Source organism: Novosphingobium sp. 550D, from assembly GCF_057401885.1.
On the sequence record NZ_CM171613.1, the window covers coordinates 2,049,101 to 2,066,164 of the forward strand.

At 60.0% G+C, this 17,064-nt stretch carries 15 protein-coding genes; 10 read left to right on the forward strand and 5 right to left on the reverse strand.

The genetic code is table 11. The annotated features are described in order from the left end of the window. From AC2S2E_RS09650 to AC2S2E_RS09665, 4 genes are read left to right on the forward strand one after another with little or no spacing between them, the layout of a single operon-like run. The gene (locus tag AC2S2E_RS09650; RefSeq protein WP_486522158.1) at nucleotides 1–2,370 is read left to right on the forward strand and encodes a rhamnosyltransferase WsaF family glycosyltransferase; all 2,370 of its coding nucleotides are present in this window, start codon (nucleotides 1–3) and stop codon (nucleotides 2,368–2,370) included. A gap of 19 nt (nucleotides 2,371–2,389) precedes the next feature. Then, a complete protein-coding gene (locus AC2S2E_RS09655; RefSeq protein WP_486522159.1) occupies nucleotides 2,390–3,508 on the forward strand; it encodes a KpsE/RkpR family capsule polysaccharide export protein in 1,119 nt (372 codons plus the stop codon). A 3-nt stretch (nucleotides 3,509–3,511) separates the two neighbouring features. After that, a complete protein-coding gene (locus AC2S2E_RS09660) occupies nucleotides 3,512–4,294 on the forward strand; it encodes an ABC transporter permease (RefSeq protein ID WP_476102705.1) in 783 nt (260 codons plus the stop codon). After that, entirely contained in the window at nucleotides 4,291–4,938 is a 648-nt protein-coding gene (locus AC2S2E_RS09665; protein WP_476102703.1) for an ABC transporter ATP-binding protein, read from the forward strand. The genes AC2S2E_RS09660 and AC2S2E_RS09665 overlap by 4 nt, the downstream gene beginning before the upstream one ends. A 102-nt stretch (nucleotides 4,939–5,040) precedes the next feature. On the opposite strand, the gene AC2S2E_RS09670 is transcribed toward AC2S2E_RS09665, so the two are convergent. The 4 genes from AC2S2E_RS09670 to AC2S2E_RS09685 form a co-directional block, all read right to left on the reverse strand. Then, the gene (locus AC2S2E_RS09670; protein WP_486522160.1) at nucleotides 5,041–6,048 is read right to left on the reverse strand and encodes a phytanoyl-CoA dioxygenase family protein; all 1,008 of its coding nucleotides are present in this window, start codon (nucleotides 6,046–6,048) and stop codon (nucleotides 5,041–5,043) included. A gap of 113 nt (nucleotides 6,049–6,161) precedes the next feature. Then, complete coding sequence (locus AC2S2E_RS09675) at nucleotides 6,162–7,910, reverse strand: glycosyltransferase family 2 protein (protein WP_486522161.1); 1,749 nt, start codon at nucleotides 7,908–7,910, stop codon at nucleotides 6,162–6,164. A 14-nt stretch (nucleotides 7,911–7,924) separates the two neighbouring features. After that, nucleotides 7,925–8,914 carry a hypothetical protein gene (locus AC2S2E_RS09680; RefSeq protein WP_486522162.1) on the reverse strand — a complete coding sequence of 330 codons (990 nt, stop codon included), beginning with the start codon at nucleotides 8,912–8,914 and terminating at the stop codon, nucleotides 7,925–7,927. Beyond that, nucleotides 8,911–9,849: a capsular polysaccharide export protein, LipB/KpsS family gene (locus AC2S2E_RS09685; protein ID WP_486522163.1), complete on the reverse strand. Its 939-nt coding sequence runs from the start codon at nucleotides 9,847–9,849 to the stop codon at nucleotides 8,911–8,913. The genes AC2S2E_RS09680 and AC2S2E_RS09685 overlap by 4 nt, the downstream gene beginning before the upstream one ends. A 162-nt stretch (nucleotides 9,850–10,011) precedes the next feature. Here AC2S2E_RS09685 and AC2S2E_RS09690 point away from each other — a divergent pair, with 162 nt between their 5' ends. After that, nucleotides 10,012–11,127: a polysaccharide biosynthesis/export family protein gene (locus AC2S2E_RS09690; protein ID WP_486522164.1), complete on the forward strand. Its 1,116-nt coding sequence runs from the start codon at nucleotides 10,012–10,014 to the stop codon at nucleotides 11,125–11,127. Nucleotides 11,128–11,153: 26 nt separating this feature from the next. Here AC2S2E_RS09690 and AC2S2E_RS09695 read toward each other — a convergent pair whose 3' ends face one another. After that, complete coding sequence (locus AC2S2E_RS09695) at nucleotides 11,154–12,101, reverse strand: capsular biosynthesis protein (RefSeq protein ID WP_486522165.1); 948 nt, start codon at nucleotides 12,099–12,101, stop codon at nucleotides 11,154–11,156. Nucleotides 12,102–12,254: 153 nt separating this feature from the next. On the opposite strand from AC2S2E_RS09695, the gene AC2S2E_RS09700 reads away from it, so the two are divergent. The 5 genes from AC2S2E_RS09700 to AC2S2E_RS09720 all read left to right on the forward strand — a co-directional run bounded on the left by AC2S2E_RS09700 (nucleotide 12,255) and on the right by AC2S2E_RS09720 (nucleotide 17,042). After that, complete coding sequence (locus AC2S2E_RS09700; protein ID WP_486522166.1) at nucleotides 12,255–12,569, forward strand: hypothetical protein; 315 nt, start codon at nucleotides 12,255–12,257, stop codon at nucleotides 12,567–12,569. Between the two features lie 676 nt (nucleotides 12,570–13,245). Continuing rightward, nucleotides 13,246–14,283, forward strand: a complete 1,038-nt coding sequence (locus AC2S2E_RS09705) for a mannose-1-phosphate guanylyltransferase (protein WP_486522167.1) — start codon at nucleotides 13,246–13,248, stop codon at nucleotides 14,281–14,283. Between the two features lie 22 nt (nucleotides 14,284–14,305). Next, entirely contained in the window at nucleotides 14,306–15,121 is an 816-nt protein-coding gene (locus tag AC2S2E_RS09710; RefSeq protein WP_486522168.1) for a class I mannose-6-phosphate isomerase, read from the forward strand. 92 nt (nucleotides 15,122–15,213) lie between these two features. Next, on the forward strand, nucleotides 15,214–16,242 hold the full coding sequence (locus AC2S2E_RS09715) for a KpsF/GutQ family sugar-phosphate isomerase (RefSeq protein ID WP_486522169.1): 1,029 nt from the start codon (nucleotides 15,214–15,216) through the stop codon (nucleotides 16,240–16,242). Beyond that, nucleotides 16,239–17,042, forward strand: a complete 804-nt coding sequence (locus AC2S2E_RS09720; RefSeq protein WP_486522170.1) for a 3-deoxy-manno-octulosonate cytidylyltransferase — start codon at nucleotides 16,239–16,241, stop codon at nucleotides 17,040–17,042. Before AC2S2E_RS09715 ends, AC2S2E_RS09720 begins: the two co-directional genes overlap by 4 nt. The last annotated feature ends 22 nt before the right edge of the window (nucleotides 17,043–17,064 follow it).

Below are 17,064 nucleotides of genomic sequence, written 5' to 3' on the forward strand. Positions count from 1 at the left end.
ATGGGGTTGCAGACACGCATTTCCGATCAGGAAATCGGCCAATTGCACCAGTCGGGCATTTTTGATGCCGCTTGGTACGCCAATCAATATGCCGATGTTGCCATGTCGGGTATGGACCCGGCCGAACATTACCTTTGGATCGGGCGCCGATTGGGGCGCAGGCCGGGACCGGCGGGCGGTTTGGCCGATACGGTGGCGGCGCAACCGGCGCGTCCGGTGCGGGCAAAGGGCAAGGTGGATTTGGGGTGGAATGATTTGCCCATCCACCCCGACCGGCCCAACCGATGGGTGCATAATACGGCGGCCATTGCCCGCAATCGGCCGCAGGATTTGCAACCCCTGACGCGCAGCTTCAACCCAACCTCGCTGAACATTCATTGGATCGTGCCCGATTTTGGCCCCGGCGGCGGCGGGCATATGTCGATCTTTCGCATGGTCCGCTATCTGGAAACATTCGGCCATCGCCAGACGATCTGGATCCAGAACCCCAGCGTCAGCCAGAGCGAGCGGCAGGCATGGGAGCATATTCGCGCGTGGTATCAACCGATTGACCGCGTGATCGTTCGTTTCCTTCCCGACGAGGTAGAGGGGATTTCGGGCGATCTGGTGATTGCCACGGATATGTGGACGACGTTCCTGGCATCGCAAATGACGATGATGAAGGAACGCTTCTATCTGGTTCAAGATTATGAGGCGCTGTTCCACACCCATGGCACGTTCACCTATGTGGCGGACATGACCTATCGCATGGGGTTCAAGGTTGTCTGTGCGGGCGCCTGGCTGAAATCGGTGTGCGAAGGGAAATATGGCCTTTGGACGCGGGCATGGGAATTGGCCTATGATCCGCTCTATTACTATCGCGGCGATGGGCCGCGGGTGGACCATGACCCGGTGCGGATCGCCTTTTACGCCCGCGCATCCACGCCGCGTCGCGCGGTGGAATTGGGCCGGGAGGCGCTGCTGATCCTGCATGATCGCGGGGTGCGGTTCCGGGTCGATCTGTTTGGTCAGGATGATCTGGGCGCGCCGCCACCCTATGAACATGTCAACCATGGCTTGCTCAGCCCGGCGCAATTGGGCGACCTTTATCGTTCGACCGACATTGGCATGGTGTTTTCGGCCAGCAATTACTCGCTGATCCCGATGGAGATGATGGCTTGCGGTTTGCCCGTCGTCGAATTGGACGCGGAAAGCACGCGGGCGGTGTTTCCGGAAGGATCGGTCGCCTTTGCCCCGCCCACGCCGCATGAGATGGCCGATGTGTTGCAACGCGTGATCGAAAGTGCGGAGGAGCGCGAGCGATTGCGCCGTGGCGGCGCGGCCTATGTCGCGGGGTTGAGTTGGGAAAAGAGCGCACGGGCGCTGGAGGCTGGCCTGATCGAGGGGCTGAGCCAGAGCAATGAGCCGGTGACGCCGCGCGAATTGTTCACCACGGCGCAGTATCAGCATAAGGCCGCCGTCATCATTCCGACATGGAATGGCGGCGATCTGTTTCGCGGCGTGCTTCAGGCTCTGGTCGATCAGAAGACCGATTGGGCCTTTGACGTGATGGTGGTGGACAGCGGTTCAACCGACAATACGCTGGACATTATCCGCGACTTTGCCGACCGGGGCGTGCGTTTGCATCAGATCCCCAACAGCGAATTTTCGCATGGGCGGACGCGCAATCTGGCCATTTCGCTGACCAATGCCGAATTTGTGGCGGTGTTGACCCAGGATGCCACGCCCGCCAATCCCAATTGGCTGGCCAATATGATCCAGGCCTTTGACAAGGGCGATCAGGTGGCGGGCGTGTTCGGCGGGCACCTGACCTATCCCGAGGCGACGGCATTTGTGCGCAATGGTCAGGATGGCCATTTCGCCCATTTCAACAATCTGCCCCATGTCGCGCAATGGGGCGTGACTCCACCGGGCATGGAATGGGGCAGCCTGCAATGGCAGCAATGGCTGCATTATTATTCCGACAACAATTCGGCCATGCGCCGCTGTGTCTGGGACAAGATACCCTATCCCGACATTCCGTGGGGTGAGGATCAGGTCTGGGCGTGGGAGATCATCAAGCAGGGCTATCAAAAGGCCTATGCCGATGATGCCTTTGTCATCCATTCGCACAATATGACCGAGGCGGGGCAGGATAAGGTGTCGCGGATCGAGGGCGATTTCTGGCTGCGCTATTTCAACTATCGCTTTGAAACGACGCCCGATGCGGTGCGGGCCAGCGTGGACTATCTCAACCAACGCGACGCCGCCGTTCCGGGCATCGCGCCCGATGTTCTGGCCCATCAACAGGTGCTGAACCGCGCCTCGGTTTGCGGGCGTTATCGCGGCCAGTTCGATCTGGTCGAGCAATGGCGGGCCAAGTGGTCGTAAGCCGCGCAGGAGACGTGATTTGAAAATCCTATCTGCCCCCTGGCTCCGGCGCCAGCGCTGGATCGTGCCGATGGTGCTGCTGCCCACGCTGGCCACGGCGGCCTATGAGGGATTGTTCGCGTCCGACATCTATGTTTCGGAAAGCCGGTTTGTCATCAAGGCGCCCGCGCAGAAATCGGCGCAGGTTTCCACACTGGCCAACCTGATCCAGACCACCGGCCTGTCGGGCGGGCAGGAGCAGGCCAATGAGGTGATGGACTATATCCGATCACGCTCGGCCCTGGCGGCGGTGAACAAGGGCGGGGCGGTGGAGGCGATGTTTGCCCGGCCCGATGTGGACGCGCTGTCGCGCTATCCCGGCGTGATGCAGGATAAGGGGCAGGAACGCCTGTTCCGCTACTATTCCAAAATGGTCGACGTCGGGTTGGACCATGAAACGGGTTTGGTGGTGCTGAAGGTGAAGGCCTTTCGGGGCGAGGATGCCTTTACCCTGAACGAGCGATTGCTGGGGCTGGGCGAGGATCTGGTCAATGTCCTGAACGAAAGGGCGGAGGGCAAACAGGTGGCCGAGGCGGAACGCCGGGTGGCGCAGGCCGAGGCGCGGGTGCAGAAAGCGCGGCTGGCGCTGGGCGCCTATCGCAACCACGAGGCCTTGATCGATCCGGCGCGTCAGGCGCAAGGGGCGTTGGAAGTCGCCAACCGCCTGATCGCGGAACAGGCCGCCGCACAGGCGCAATTGGAACAGATGCGCGAGGCCACGCCCCGCAATCCGGCCATCCCCGCGATGCAGGAAAAGATCGCCGCGATTGGCCGCGCCATCGCCGGTCAGAATGGTCGGGTGGTCGGGACATCAACCGGCATTGCGTCCAAAATGGCGGGCTATGAACGGTTGGAGCAGGAGCAGGCCTTTGCCGCCCAGAACCTCAACGCCGCCAATGCCGCGCTGGAAATGGCGCGGGGCGAAACCTTGCGCCAGCAATATTACCTTGAACGTGTGGTCGATCCCGCACGGCCCGATGAACCGGCGCTGCCCCATCGGCTCAAGATCATCCTGACGGTGCTGGGCGCGACGCTGTGCTTCTATTTTGTGGCGTGGATGTTTGTCGTCGGCATCCTTGAACACGCGCCGGAGGATTGATCCATGGCCTCATTGGCACAGGGTTGGCGCATTCAGACGCGGGTGATTCAGGCGTTGATCATCCGCGAATTGACCACCCGGTTTGGGCGGGAAAACATCGGCTTTCTCTGGGTCATGGCCGAACCTCTGCTCTTTGCGGTGCTGGTCGGCCTGCTCTGGCGCTTTGAAAAGGGGCCGCAGGAGCATGGCATCAACATCATCGCCTTCGTCGCCTCGGGCTATTTGCCGCTGGTGATGTTCCGCAGCACGGTCAGCCGGGCGGTCGGCAGTTTTACCGCCAATTCCAGCCTGATGTATCACCGCCAGATCAAGATTCTCGACCTGATCCTTGTCCGGTTTCTGGTCGAAATGATCGGGCACATGATGGCCTATATGTTCATTGGCACGGTTCTTTTCGCGCTGGGACAATTCCCGGTGCCCGCTGATCTGGGCTATTTGCTGATGGGCTGGTTCTATTATGCCCTGTTTACGCTTTCGGTCGCGCTGGTGGTCGCGCCTCTGTCGGAAATGTCGGATGTGCTGGAAAAATTCATGCCCGTGACGACCTATCTGATGGTGCCGTTTTCCGGCGCTTTTTTCATGGTTGAATGGTTGGAACCCCATGTCGGACAGGCCGTTTTGTGGGCGCCACCGGTGCATGGCATGGAAATGATGCGCTATGGCGTGTTTGGCGATGCGGTCTTTCCGCATTTCGACTGGACCTATCCTTTGGCCGTTTGCCTGCCGACCATGATGGTGGGTTTGATGTTGTGCCGTCGCCTTCGTCGCAAAATGGTGGTCGAATGATTACCTGTGATCGCCTCTATAAGGATTATCCTTTGGGCCATGGGACCAAACATGTTCTGCGCGGGCTGGATCTGAACATCGGCCGGGGTGAGAAGGTGGGGGTTCTGGGGCGCAATGGGACGGGCAAAACCACGCTGATCAAATTGCTGGGCGGCGTGGAAATGCCGACATCAGGGCGCATCGCGCGCAAGATGACCGTGTCCTGGCCACTGGGCTTTGGCGGCGGGTTTCAGGGCAGCCTGACCGGCTATGACAATGCCCGCTTCATTGCCCGCATCTATGGACAGGAATATCGCGATATTCGCGAATTTATTGAGGATTTTACCGAGCTTGGGCGCCAGCTGACCATGCCGGTCAAGACTTATTCATCGGGGATGAAGGCCCGCCTTGCCTTTGCGCTGAGCTTGGCCATCGAATTTGACTGTTATCTGATCGACGAAGTTATTCTGGTTGGTGATCAGAATTTTCAACGCAAATGCCATGACGAGCTTTTCGTCAAACGGGCGGACCGCGCCTTGGTGCTGGCTTCTCACAGCTCTGATACCATCCGGGAATATTGTGATCGCGCGCTTGTGCTGCACGGTGGCCAAGGGCGCATCTATCACGATGTCGATGAAGCGCTGGGCATCTATTCCCAGCTTTAGGCTCTATGCCTTCCGGGCGGATTGTTGGCGTTTTCATGGGATACGAAAAAGGTCCGACTGGCCTGCACCAATCGGACCTTCTATCGCCCCCGTCAGGCGAATTCAGAACGAGTAATAGAATTCCCCGCTTTCGCTGATCCGCAGATTGCCGCCGCAATCGTGACGGCGCGGATCAAGGTAATGCGCGATCATCGAGGGGCGCGGATAGCCCGGATGGATCGGCGGCAGCCCGCGATGCAGCAATCCGCCATGCCAGAACAGGACATCGCCCTTCTTGGCCATGAAAACCCGGCGTTCGGCGCCCATTTCATTGATTTTGCGGGCGACGGCCGGGTTCACATATTTTTCGGCATAGTGGGCCCAAAATTCCCATTTGCCTTCCGGATTATCCAGCACTTCCTGTTTCAGGTGCGGCGTAACCAGCCATTTGCGCATCCATGCCCATTTGTGCGATCCGGGCACGAATTCAAACGGCCCCATATCCGTGGTGACATCATCCAACGCGATCCATGCGGCCACGCCCGACGCCATGACGGTGCGCGCGTACATGTAATCATCCTGATGCCATCCGCGGTCCGTGCTGGTAAAACCGGACAGATTGAAGTGGACCCCGATGCGATAGCCGATGGTCTGCTGAATCCGCTGCATCATGGGCTTGAACAGCACCAGATCGCGCACCGCGCGATGGTCGGAAAAGGGGTGGTTATTGGGCCATCCGCGATTTTCCAGCCCCATATCCTGACGAGCGGCCATATAGCGATCAACGACATCGGGATCGATGCCGTTGCGAAAGATGATATAGCCGTTGTCGCGCCAGAATTTCTGATCTTCGGTCAACGAGGGTTCGTGCACATTGATCCGGTCCAGCGGAGGCAGAAACGGATCATACACCGGATTGCCACGGATTTGTTGCGCCAATTCGTCATAAGTGGGCGGCGTCGAGAAATTATAGGCGTCAAGGTGCGAGAGCCGGATAATATAATTGCCAACGCGGTCATCCATACCCGGCGGGGTCGGCCGCACGACCTCTGCTGTTTCGTCGAGCAATTTTTGCATTGCCGGCGAAACATGCGACGGGGTATTGATCACATTGTCTTCAAGTAAAGCCATTATACAGCCTCTGCAAACCAGGTTTTATTTGCATCAGAGGCTATGGGAATGGCCTGATAGTTCAACGCCAGATAGGTCCGTTCCCGAACTGGCTATACCCCCAATCGGGCGACCTACAACGCGATGCGATAGGTTTCCGATGTCGGGTCCAGCGCGGGATGGTGCAGCGGATCGATATAGGATGCCGTGCCCCAGCGTTCCTGCAACAGGGCCAATTCACGGCGATAGCGTTCAATCTGGGTCGGGTGTGTGTCCCGCGCCCGGCTCTTGCTTTCATGATGGATCAACGTCGCGCGCGGTTCATAGATATTGTGATAGCCAGCCGCCTGTAATTTCATGCACAGGTCAACGTCATTGAACGCCACGGCAAAGCCGCTTTCGTCCAACCCGCCCACTTCCCAGAATTGTTCCTTGCCGACCAACAGGCACGCGCCCGTGACGGCCGACACGCGATGGGGCACATGGGCGCGCAGGAAATAGCCCGGATCGCTGTCTTTTTGAAACCGGTGGGCATGGCCTGCCGCCTGTCCCAGACCAATCACGACCCCGGCATGCTGGATCGTGCCATCGGGATAGAGCAATTTCGCGCCCACCGCCCCGACACCGGGCCGCACCGCCTGTCGCACCATGGCCGACAGCCAGTTTTCATCCGTGATCTCAATATCATTGTTAAGCAGGCACAGATAATCGCCCCGCGCCTCGCGCGCGCCAATATTGTTGAGCACCGACCAATTGAAAGGCGCATCGTGGCGGATCACCCGCACACGCGGATTGCCCGATACGCGGGCGAAATAATCCAAAGTCTCGCCCTCGACGCTGCCATTGTCGATGATCAGGATTTCGATGTTGCGATATCGGGTCGCGTTCAGCACGCCGGTCACGCATTTGCGCAAAAGCCGAACCTGATCGCGGGTCGGGATGATGATCGAAACCATAGGCCGCGTTTCGGGCAGGGGCCAGTCCACCGCCACCGTGCCATGCGGACCGATCCGGGTCGATGCCCCCTGACGCGACACGACATGCGCGACCGCCGCCGCCCTTGCGGCCAAAGCGTCTCCGTCGTTCTGTGGGGTGATCATGCGATGGGCAAGGACGCGCGGCACATGCACCACGCCATCATCCTTGGTCAGGCCCATCAGCAGGGCGTAAATGCCCGCCGCCGTCAGCGCAGGATGGATCGGCGATTGCGCCAGCGCCGCATCGCGCCGGATCATACAGGCCGATGACAGATAATCATGGGCCAGAAACAGGTCAGGGTTCCAGCGTGGCTTGAACCAGGGGTGGCTGCGCACGCCCTTGCGGTTGATGCGATCTTCGTCGCCGTAAAAGACCGTTGCGTCCGGTTGCGCCAACACGGCCTTTGCAAAATGATAAAGCGCATCAGGGGCCAAGGACGTACCGGCACCAAGCGGCAGGACATAGTCGCCGGTTGCGCATTCGATGCCCTGCATCAAAGCCTTGGCCGGATTGTCGGTGCGTCCGGGCAACAGCGCCAGGCGCGGCACCGCCGGCGTCCGTATCGGCATCGCCTCACGCGATTGGGCCAGAACCAGTTCCCATTCGCCATAGACCTGCGCCTCCAACGAGGCGAGCCGACGTTCGATATCGGCGGCGGTTTCGCCCGGAGCGTGATAAAGGACCACCGAAATGCGCGGGCGGTGCGGCCATTCGGGCCAATCCTGCGCCGCCTTGGCCACGCTTTGCGCCCGCTGCTCGATCAGGATGATCCAGTTGCGATAGGCGTCAGGGCCTTGTTCGATACAGGCCCGCAACCGATTCCGCGCACGCGCCTTCTTGCCGGTCAGGCGCCAATAGAGCGCTTCTGCAGCAAGTTTCGGGCGGCGTAGAGCCGTGTAGAACAAGAGTCTGTAAAAATTCAGCATTGCTCTATGGACAATATCCCTTTCCACAACCCTTGTTGCACTGCACAAGGTTGGACGCAAGCTTGAGAATTGTTAAAAGTTTCGGCAACTAATTGCAATTCATGGCGTTGACTTATCGCTTGGCTTATCATTTCGCCCCATTCTTCTGGTCTGTCGGGGGCCAGCAAGGTGCCCTTGCATATCCGGGCCGGATGCCATCCTTCGGCATAGATACCTGCGGCCCCCAAAATCGCGTGCTCGGTCAATTTGCTGGCCGAGCGGGCGCGGTCAAAGGCGGTTTGCGCCAAGGGATAAAGCGCCAGATGGAACCGGTTGCGCCCGATCCAGCGTTGATATTCCCGCCATGTCATCGGTTCGATCCGGCGGGCGCGGCTATGCTGCTCCAGACGCTCATCGATCCGCTGCGGCGAAAAATAAGTATAGGTGATGCGATCATCCCGCTCCAGAATATCCCGCATGATGGGGGCAATGGCCCTTAACGTCTCGCGATGGCTGGCGCTGCCCAATTGCACGATGCGTAAAGGGGCGCCGCGTTCAACTGCGGCAAAATGCGCAGTATCGGCGAAAGGTTGACGCCAGACCGGATCGATACGTTTTATCGGCCCGCCAAGGGTGTGATTGCGCGCCAGGCTTTGTGCCAAGGCGTCCGACGCGGCCAGAATGACATCGGCCCGCGCCAACAGATCGCGATGAAATTGACGGTCAAATTCGGCCAGTTTCATCCGGTATGGAGTGGGCAGCAGCGGGCATTGCATGCCGGCCGCCACATCATCATCGATCACATAGGCCAATTTGCCGCGCCAGGCCAAAGCCTCGCGCATCAATTGCGGCGTGTCGCGGCGCACCAGCACGAACCATTCGCCCGCGATAAAGGCATTGGCCCCGATGGCTCGGATGGGCTTCTTTCTCAGGCCAAAGCGCGCACGGACCCACGGCGCCATCGTGTTCAGGAAGTAGAGATCGGTTGTGGGCAGGCGCGTCATGATGCCAGCCAATTTTCACGTTCGGAACGGGCATGGATCAGAGCATCCTCGACCGTCCAAATCGTCCCGCCGCGCGGATCGACATAGCGGGTGCATGTGACAAGGGCCGCATGGGCCAAATCCTCGATCCTTGCCGCCCCGCGTCGATCCGGCGGGGGCAGAGCGTCCTGTGTCAGGCCCCATCCGGCATAAAAGGGCATGCCGAAACAGCGAACCGGCCGCCCATGCAGCAGCGCCTCAAACCCGATCAGCGAGGTGACGCAATACACCGCACTTGCGTTTCGGATCAGTCGTACCGGATGGCAACCATCGGCGATCAGCTGGATTCGTGGATGACGCCATGCCTGCGCCGAAAGCCATCCCGATTTGCGATGGGTCAGCACGTCGGGATGCACTTTGACCAGCACGCGGTGGTCGGGCCATTCGATCAGCGCAGCCTCCAGCATGGCGGTAAAACTGGCCGCGTCCGCCATGCCCATCGTCACCGACAGATCGCCATGGCACTGATCCGCCACCAGAACATAGCGTTCAGGCAGATCACCGGTGTAATCGCGGGCATGGTTATATTTCGACAGGCCGCTTTCCTGCCACAGCGTCATAATGGCACGGGCGCGAATTGCCTCATCCTCTGACGCGCCGTGGGCGATGGCTGTCTCGATCCTGCTGGACGTTGTGGCGTCATAATAACACCCCCGATCATCGAGGATCAGCGACAAGGGCGGGTCATGACGTTGGATTGAGCGCAAAAACCCATCTTCGAGCAAGACGAAAGGGCGTCGCATCCACCGCGCCGCCGCCACCGCACGCCGTCCCGACGCTTTACGCCCCCACCCGACCATGGCGCGGGGGTGATCCTTCAGAAAGGCATCAATATGCGGAATGCGGCCAATCGCGCGATTGGTGGTGATGGCCATGGGCTTGCTCTCAATCAGCATCTGTTTGATCCTGATTAGGCCCGTTCAGGTATGATGAGTATTCAGGATTGATCCGTAATGCACCTTATATGGCGCTAACTGTCCGTGCGATGGCGGGGGCGCCGATGGTATGCGCCAATTGCGTCGCGGATCGGTCCGCGCGCCATTGGGAGCAGGATCAGCATGCGCAAAATCGGGTTCAGACAAATCGCCATGGCCTTGCCCATGATGCTCTGCGCCTGTGCCAGCCTGCCGGTCAGCGGGCCGACCGGAAATCAGGTGATAAAGGCACCGGACGGACCGGGTTTTCGCATCGTTGCGGTGGATTCGCTGGCCGCTTTGCCGGTTGCTCCGGTTTTGTCGGGCGTGCGGGGTGATGATGGCGCGCCGCCGCCCACCGATATGATCGGTCCGGGCGACTTGCTGGATATCCAGATTTATGAGGCAGGCGTCAGCCTGTTTGCCAGCACGCGCCCCGTCGGCGCGACCGCCACAGCGTCCAATGGCGCGGCGCAGGTTGAAAGGCTGCCTGTGACGCGGGTGGATGACAAAGGTGGGATTTTTGTCCCCTTTGCCGGACGGGTTCAGGCGCAAGGACTGACATCGACGCAATTGGCCGGCGCAATCCGCGCGGCGCTGAGGGGCCTGTCGCAAAATCCGCAGGTGGTGGTGGGCATCACTCAATCGGTGACCAACAGCGTGATCCTTGGCGGCGAAGTGGCGCGGCCGGGGCGGCTGGTTTTGACCAGCAACCGCGAGACATTGCCCGAAGTCATCGCCCTGTCCGGGGGCTATCGGGGCGAGGCAAAGGACCTGGCCGTACAGGTGACACGTGGCGGCGCGGCGCAGGAATTCCGTCTGGCCGACGCGATGCAGGGCGCGGCGCGCGATTGGCGCATCCGCCCCGGTGATCGGATCGAGGTGGTCAAGAAGCCGCAGACCTTTGCCGTGCTTGGCGCGGCGGGCCGGGTTGAACAATTGCCCTTTTCCGCCCCTGCGGCCAGCCTGGCCGAGGCATTATCGGCGGCGGGCGGGCCAAACCCCAATCTGGGTGATGCCAAGGCGGTCTTTGTGTTCCGGTTTGAAGGCAATGATGGGCCCACCGTCTATCACATCAACATGATGAATCCGGGCAGCGTGTTTCTGGCTCAACGCTTTGCCATGCGGGACAAGGATGTTCTCTATATCGGCAATGCTGCGGCCAATCAGCCCAGCAAGCTGATCCAGCTGGTCAGCCAGTTGTTCAGCCCGATTGTCGCGGTTCAGGGAACCTTGGTGAATACGGGCGTGATCAAATAGCGGGCGGGGGCGGCCAATTCCGCCCTCTAATCCGCCAGCAACCGATCCGCCGCGTTGGCCACCAAAATTTGCGTGGCCGATTCACTGGCCAACCCGCCGCGCACCAGACAGTGCCGATGCAATACGCGGCAAAAGGCGTCATATAAAACCGGGTCAGGCGGCATAGGTGCGTCCCAGAATTGCGCCAGCGGACGTTGGTCGGTGATGCCGGGAATCGCATAGATGGCACAGCCCAGCGCCTTGACCGGAATCCCGCCCGCCAGCGCAAATGTGGCCGAGGTTGAATTTACCACCACGATCCCCCGACTGCCGCGCGCCAGTGTGTTGAGATCGCCGCCCGCCAGATGGATCAACCGATCCCCAAGGCCCAGTTCCCGTGCCCGATCGCGGACATAGCGCCCCCATCCACCCAATGTGGAATCAAGGGGGTGTTCCTTGATCACCAAACTGGCGTCGGCCGGGGCGTGGGCGGCAAAGCTGGCCAGCACATAGTCGGCGGCCTGTTTCATCGAAGAAAAGGGCGAGTGGACGCGGATCTGATAATCCGATGAAAGTTGCAGCGGGAACAGGAAATAGCTGCGCCCCTCAATCACTTTGAGCGCCGCCTCTGCTTTGGCCGCCTGTGCCCCACGCGTCAGATATTTTGCGCCCCAGCGCAGCCCCTCCATGACGATAGAGCCGGGCCGGTGCGAGGAATAGAAGGGATAGCGCAGCCCTATTTGGCCCAGCACCATATGGCCGAAATAGCCCCATGTGTCGCGTACGCGTCGTCGCATAGAGGCGCCAATGGGGGGCAGGTTGGGGGGCTTGGGCAAGCCGCGCGCCGCGGCCAGAATATCCTCTGGACGGCGGGGCAGAGGGGAGTGGCCATTCACACCGTCCCGTTCCAGCGTTAGCCAGTTCGGGCGGATATAGCCTTCTTCAAAAACGTGGATGCGAACGCCCGACAGGCGGGCCATTTGGTGGGCGGCCATGTGCAAGGGGCGGCAATCCCCAAAAAGGACCAAATCGGTGATGTTTGAATGCCGCAGATACCGGTCGATGAACAAGGGCCACCGCCCAAGGGTGCCGCGATAACAAATTGCGGGGTGGACGCCCGAACGGTCGGATATGGGGCTGGGCCAATCATGTTCATCCCCACCGTTCAAGTGGATGCGTCGCACCTCGTGCCCGCGCCGGGCCAGCGCTTGCGCCAATTGGTAAAAGAAGGGGCCGGGCGGGCCCTGCAAAAACAGGAAGCGGCGGGTCGCGGGAATCGAGATCCGCGCCATCTGTCGATTTCGCTCATGCAACTGTTGCTGGTCAGACTTTGTGCTGGCGGCGCTTGTTTCATGCGCGCCGATAAAGGGCGGTTCGACATAGCGAAAAAGGGGCGGATCCCGCGTCGCCTCATCTTGGCCTTGGTTTTGATACGGGTGTTGCATGTCCCCACCGATGGCTGAATTCTGCGACTCTGTGCCTATGGATCAGCCCTAGCATGGACGGTCAAAGTTGCTCATCCCCAACACCTCCGAATCGGCGTGAATGGCAAATGGAGATGGCGGCGGCGGACAGACGTGGGCGTGAAATGTTATGGGGGGAAAGCGCTTGAGGATTGTGCAAGCAGTCTATGACGAAAGTTGGACGATATGGTTCGTTGCGCGTTGAAAAACGCCTGTATCGGCAAGACTGCGGCAGGTTGGTTTGCCGTTGCATCGAACGCAAGATGGGCCTTCGTGGCTGAGTGAGGGAAGCGTCATGATTAAATGTTTTGATGAGAATTCTTAAAGAATTAACGGGAATACGACGCGAAAAATTGGGTAATTCTTACCAGGCGCGCATGGGGTGTTGCGCAAAATGACATTGCGCCTTTGGGCGAGGTGGAAAGATGGAAGTAATATTAGTATTGCCATATATAATGTGACCTCGCGACGAATCCTGAAACTGCGCTGCGAAATGCAACGGATCATCCATTGCTGATGGTCGTACCCGCTGTAAATTATTGCGCAGGCTTGTTAATCGATGGGCGGTCAGGTGAAATGCGATAAGCCTTCCTTGTGCACAATATCGGTGGATTTGCTTGCGATCATGTGGCACTCACCCAGCAGGTTATCTAGGTTATAGTGGTGAAGGGGCAGCATGCAGAAGATTACGCCGGTTATCCTGTGCGGTGGTAGCGGGACTCGCCTGTGGCCGCGCAGCAGGGCGGTGAAGCCCAAGCCGTTTCTGCCGCTTGTTGGGGACAAGACCTTGTTTGAGCAAGGTATTTCCCGTGCAAATGACCGTACCGTATTCGATGCACCGATGATTGTTACTGGCTCCAAACATCTGGGCCATGTCGAAAGTCAGTTGGGCGAGGCGCCCGACGCCCGGATCATGGTCGAACCTTCGGCGCGCAATACGGCGGCGGCGATCGCGCTGGCTGCGCTGTCAATGGACGAGGATGCGATCATGCTGGTATGTCCCAGCGATCACCATATTGGTGATCCGGCGGGCTTTGTGTCTGCCGCGCAGGCTGCTGGCCGCCTGGCCGAAGAAGGTTGGCTGGTGGCGTTTGGCATTACCGCCACGGCGCCCGAAACCGGCTTTGGCTATGTAAAGCGTGGCGAACCGATTGGCGCCGATGGGTTCAAGGTCGACCGTTTCGTTGAAAAGCCGAATATCGAGCGGGCCATGGAATTTCTTGCCGATGGTTCCTATTCGTGGAACGGCGGGATTTTTGCCATGCGTGCCGGCAATTTCCTCAAGGAACTGGGCCAGTTTCGTCCTGCGATCCTTGAAGGCGTACGCGATGCGGTGGCCAAGGGCGTGGTGGATGGCCAGCGTTTCTATCCTGACGCGGCCATTTTCAATGCCGTAGAAAGCGATTCCATCGATTATGCGGTGATGGAAAAGACGGAACGCGCTGCCGTCGTTCCGGCCAACATGGCGTGGTCGGACATCGGTAACTGGCACGCTTTGTGGGAAGCGCGCGAAAAGGATGAGGCCGGCAATTGTGTCGTCGGCAATGCGGAACTTGTCGGCTGCCGCAACGTTCTGGTGGAAAGCGACGGGCCCAAGGTTTCGGTGATCGGGCTTGAGGAGGTCATGGTTGTGGTCGATGGCAACGATGTAATGATCACCAGCGTTCCTGGCGCACAGAAGGTTGGCAAGCTTTTCGGAGCGGCCAATCAATAACAGTGCGAATATGGAGGCGGGTTTGAGCGAGGTTCTGCTGCCGATCCGGCAGGTGGAAAAGCCTTGGGGTTGCGATGTTTTGCCGCAACCCTTTGTCGCGCCCGAAGGCTCGCGCATTGGCGAGATCTGGTTCGAGCCGCCTTCTGAAATTCCTGAATTGCTGGTGAAATACATTTTTGCCAACGACAAATTGTCGGTTCAGGTTCACCCCAGCGACACCCAAACCCTTGCCCAGGGCATTGGCCGTCAGGGCAAGGAGGAATGCTGGCTGGTCATTTCGGCGCAGGATGACGCGCGCCTTGGCATCGGCTTTCACGAATCGGTGGATACCGATACCTTGCGCGAGGCCGCGCTGGATGGCCGGATCGAGGATATGTTGGTCTGGCACAAGGTCAGGCCGGGCGATTTCTTCTACATTCCGGCCAATACGGTGCATGCCATCGGCGCGGGCGTGGGCGTTATCGAGATTCAGCAGAACAGCGACATCACCTATCGCCTGTTCGATTATGGCCGCCCGCGTGAATTGCACCTCGACGCTGGGCTCGCGGTGTCGCGCGGTGAGGTCTATGACCTGACGCGCTGGCACAAGCATTTGCCTGCTACTGGCACTGTGCCTTTGGTGGACGGGCCGTATTTCCGGCTGGACCGGATCAACGGGGTGGCCGATCCGGAATTGCTGGAACGCTATCCCGAAGGCCCGCTGGTTGTGGTCCCGATGAAGGGGTTGGTCATGGTCCGCGGGCAGGAAGTGCCGGCCGGAGCTTGCGCCAAAGCGGCCGGATTGGAGGAGATTAGCTGGGAAAGCGATGCTCTTTGGCTCGTCGCCAAGGCTCTGTAAGCGTAAGCGTGTAGGTCTGAAGGGCGGTTGGCCCGCCTTGCCTTCGTCCCGGTTTGACGGCGAAGGCGCCACCCGAAGGGTTGCCGGACCACATGAACGATACTGTATTCCCGCGTAATTTTGTCAGGCCGCCCAAGGATGCGTCGCCCCAGGATCGCGGGCGCGCCATCATTGCCAAGGAGGCTGAGGCGCTGCGCCATCTTGCCGATGGGTTGGATGATGAATTTTGCCGGGCCTGCCTGTTGATTGCCCATGCGCGTCGGCGATTGGTCGTATCGGGCATGGGGAAATCGGGCCATATTGGACGTAAGATTGCGGCCTCTTTTTCGGCGACCGGCACGCCCGCCCTGTTCCTCCATCCGGCCGAGGCGTCGCATGGTGATTTGGGCATGATGATGGCGGGGGATGTCCTGCTGGTTCTGTCCAATTCGGGCAATACCGGGGAATTGGCGCCCGTCATGCGCCGCGCGCGTGAATTGGGTGTGTTGATCATCGGGATGGTGGCCCGCGCACAATCCATGGTGGGCGAAATGGCCGATATCCTGCTGCTCCTGCCCGACTTGCCAGAGGCGTGTGAGGACAGTTTTGCCCCTACAACCTCGACTGTGATGCAACTGGCTCTGGGCGATGCGCTGGCGCTGTGCGTGATGGAGGAGCGCGGGATCAACCGGCGAGAGATCAGGGCGCTGCACCCTGGTGGCGCAATCGGTTCACGCCTGACCCCGGTGAGCGAGGTAATGGAGGGGGCGCAGCTGCCCTTGGTACGGCCCGATGCGGCGATGCGCGATGTCGTGCCGGTGATTTCCGACCATCGGTTTGGTCTTGTCGGCGTGGTGGATGATGGGCAGCGATTGCTGGGCGTCATTTCGGACGGCGATTTGCGGCGCCATTTTCATAAATTATCCGAAGCAACGGCGGGCGATGTCATGACGCGCCAGCCGCGATCGCTGTATGGCGACATGGTGGCGGTCGATGCGCTGCGCTTTATGAATGAAGCGCAGATTACCGCGGCCTTTGTGGTCGATCCGCTGGACAAGGCTGGGGCAATTCCCATTGGGATCGTCCATATGCATGACCTGTTGCGCATGGGTTTGGGGCAAGGTGGAGGGGAAGGCGCGTGACCCGCTTTGCGATTGTCATTCCGGCCCGTTACGAATCCACCCGCTATCCGGGGAAACCTTTGGCGATGCTGCGCGGGGCCGATGGCCGGGCGCGGCCTTTGATCGAAAGAAGCTGGCGCGCGGCCATGACGGTGCGGGCGCCGGGGCTGATCGGCGTTTGGGTGGCGACAGATGATGCGCGCATTGCCAAAGTTGCGCGTGATTTTGGGGCGCAGGTGGTGATGACCACTTCCGATTGCCGCAACGGAACGGAACGCTGTGCGCAGGCTATGGGGCAATTGCCCCCGGTCGATGTGGTGGTCAACCTTCAGGGGGATGCGCCTTTGACGCCTGCGGAATTGATCCCCGATCTGGTCAATGTTTTGGCCAGCCGTCCCGATGCCGCGATGGCCACGGCGGCGCTGCACACCAATGCGGGCACCTATGCCCATCTGGCGCGTGATGCGGCGGCGGGGCGCGTAGGGGGCACCACGGTGGTGGCGGCACAGGACGGGCGGGCGATCTATTTTTCCAAGCGATTGCTGCCCTTCATTCCCGCCGATCATGCCGCGCCGCATGAGACGGTGCTGCTGCATCTGGGCCTTTACGCCTATCGGCCCGACGCGCTGCGCTGGTACGCCGCCCAGCCTGTCTCGCCGCTGGAGGCGTTGGAGGGGCTGGAGCAATTGCGCTTTTTGGAAGGCGCCGCGCCCATCATCGTGAGCCGCCATCCGGCACCGTCATGGGATTGTATTGAATTGAACAATCCGCAGGATGTGCCAGAAATTGAAGCCATTTTGGCGCATCGCGGTATCGACTGACGGGCTGGATCGGTTAAACGTG

Coding starts and splice junctions, on each gene's coding strand:
- AC2S2E_RS09690 (WP_486522164.1), top strand. CDS start 10,012: ATGCGCAAAATCGGGTTCAGACAAATCGCCATGGCCTTGCCCATGATG.
- AC2S2E_RS09700 (WP_486522166.1), top strand. CDS start 12,255: ATGTTCATCCCCACCGTTCAAGTGGATGCGTCGCACCTCGTGCCCGCG.
- AC2S2E_RS09715 (WP_486522169.1), top strand. CDS start 15,214: ATGAACGATACTGTATTCCCGCGTAATTTTGTCAGGCCGCCCAAGGAT.
- AC2S2E_RS09650 (WP_486522158.1), top strand. CDS start 1: ATGGGGTTGCAGACACGCATTTCCGATCAGGAAATCGGCCAATTGCAC.
- AC2S2E_RS09680 (WP_486522162.1), bottom strand. CDS start 8,914: ATGACGCGCCTGCCCACAACCGATCTCTACTTCCTGAACACGATGGCG.
- AC2S2E_RS09705 (WP_486522167.1), top strand. CDS start 13,246: ATGCAGAAGATTACGCCGGTTATCCTGTGCGGTGGTAGCGGGACTCGC.
- AC2S2E_RS09685 (WP_486522163.1), bottom strand. CDS start 9,849: ATGCTGATTGAGAGCAAGCCCATGGCCATCACCACCAATCGCGCGATT.
- AC2S2E_RS09670 (WP_486522160.1), bottom strand. CDS start 6,048: ATGGCTTTACTTGAAGACAATGTGATCAATACCCCGTCGCATGTTTCG.
- AC2S2E_RS09660 (WP_476102705.1), top strand. CDS start 3,512: ATGGCCTCATTGGCACAGGGTTGGCGCATTCAGACGCGGGTGATTCAG.
- AC2S2E_RS09665 (WP_476102703.1), top strand. CDS start 4,291: ATGATTACCTGTGATCGCCTCTATAAGGATTATCCTTTGGGCCATGGG.
- AC2S2E_RS09695 (WP_486522165.1), bottom strand. CDS start 12,101: ATGGCCGCCCACCAAATGGCCCGCCTGTCGGGCGTTCGCATCCACGTT.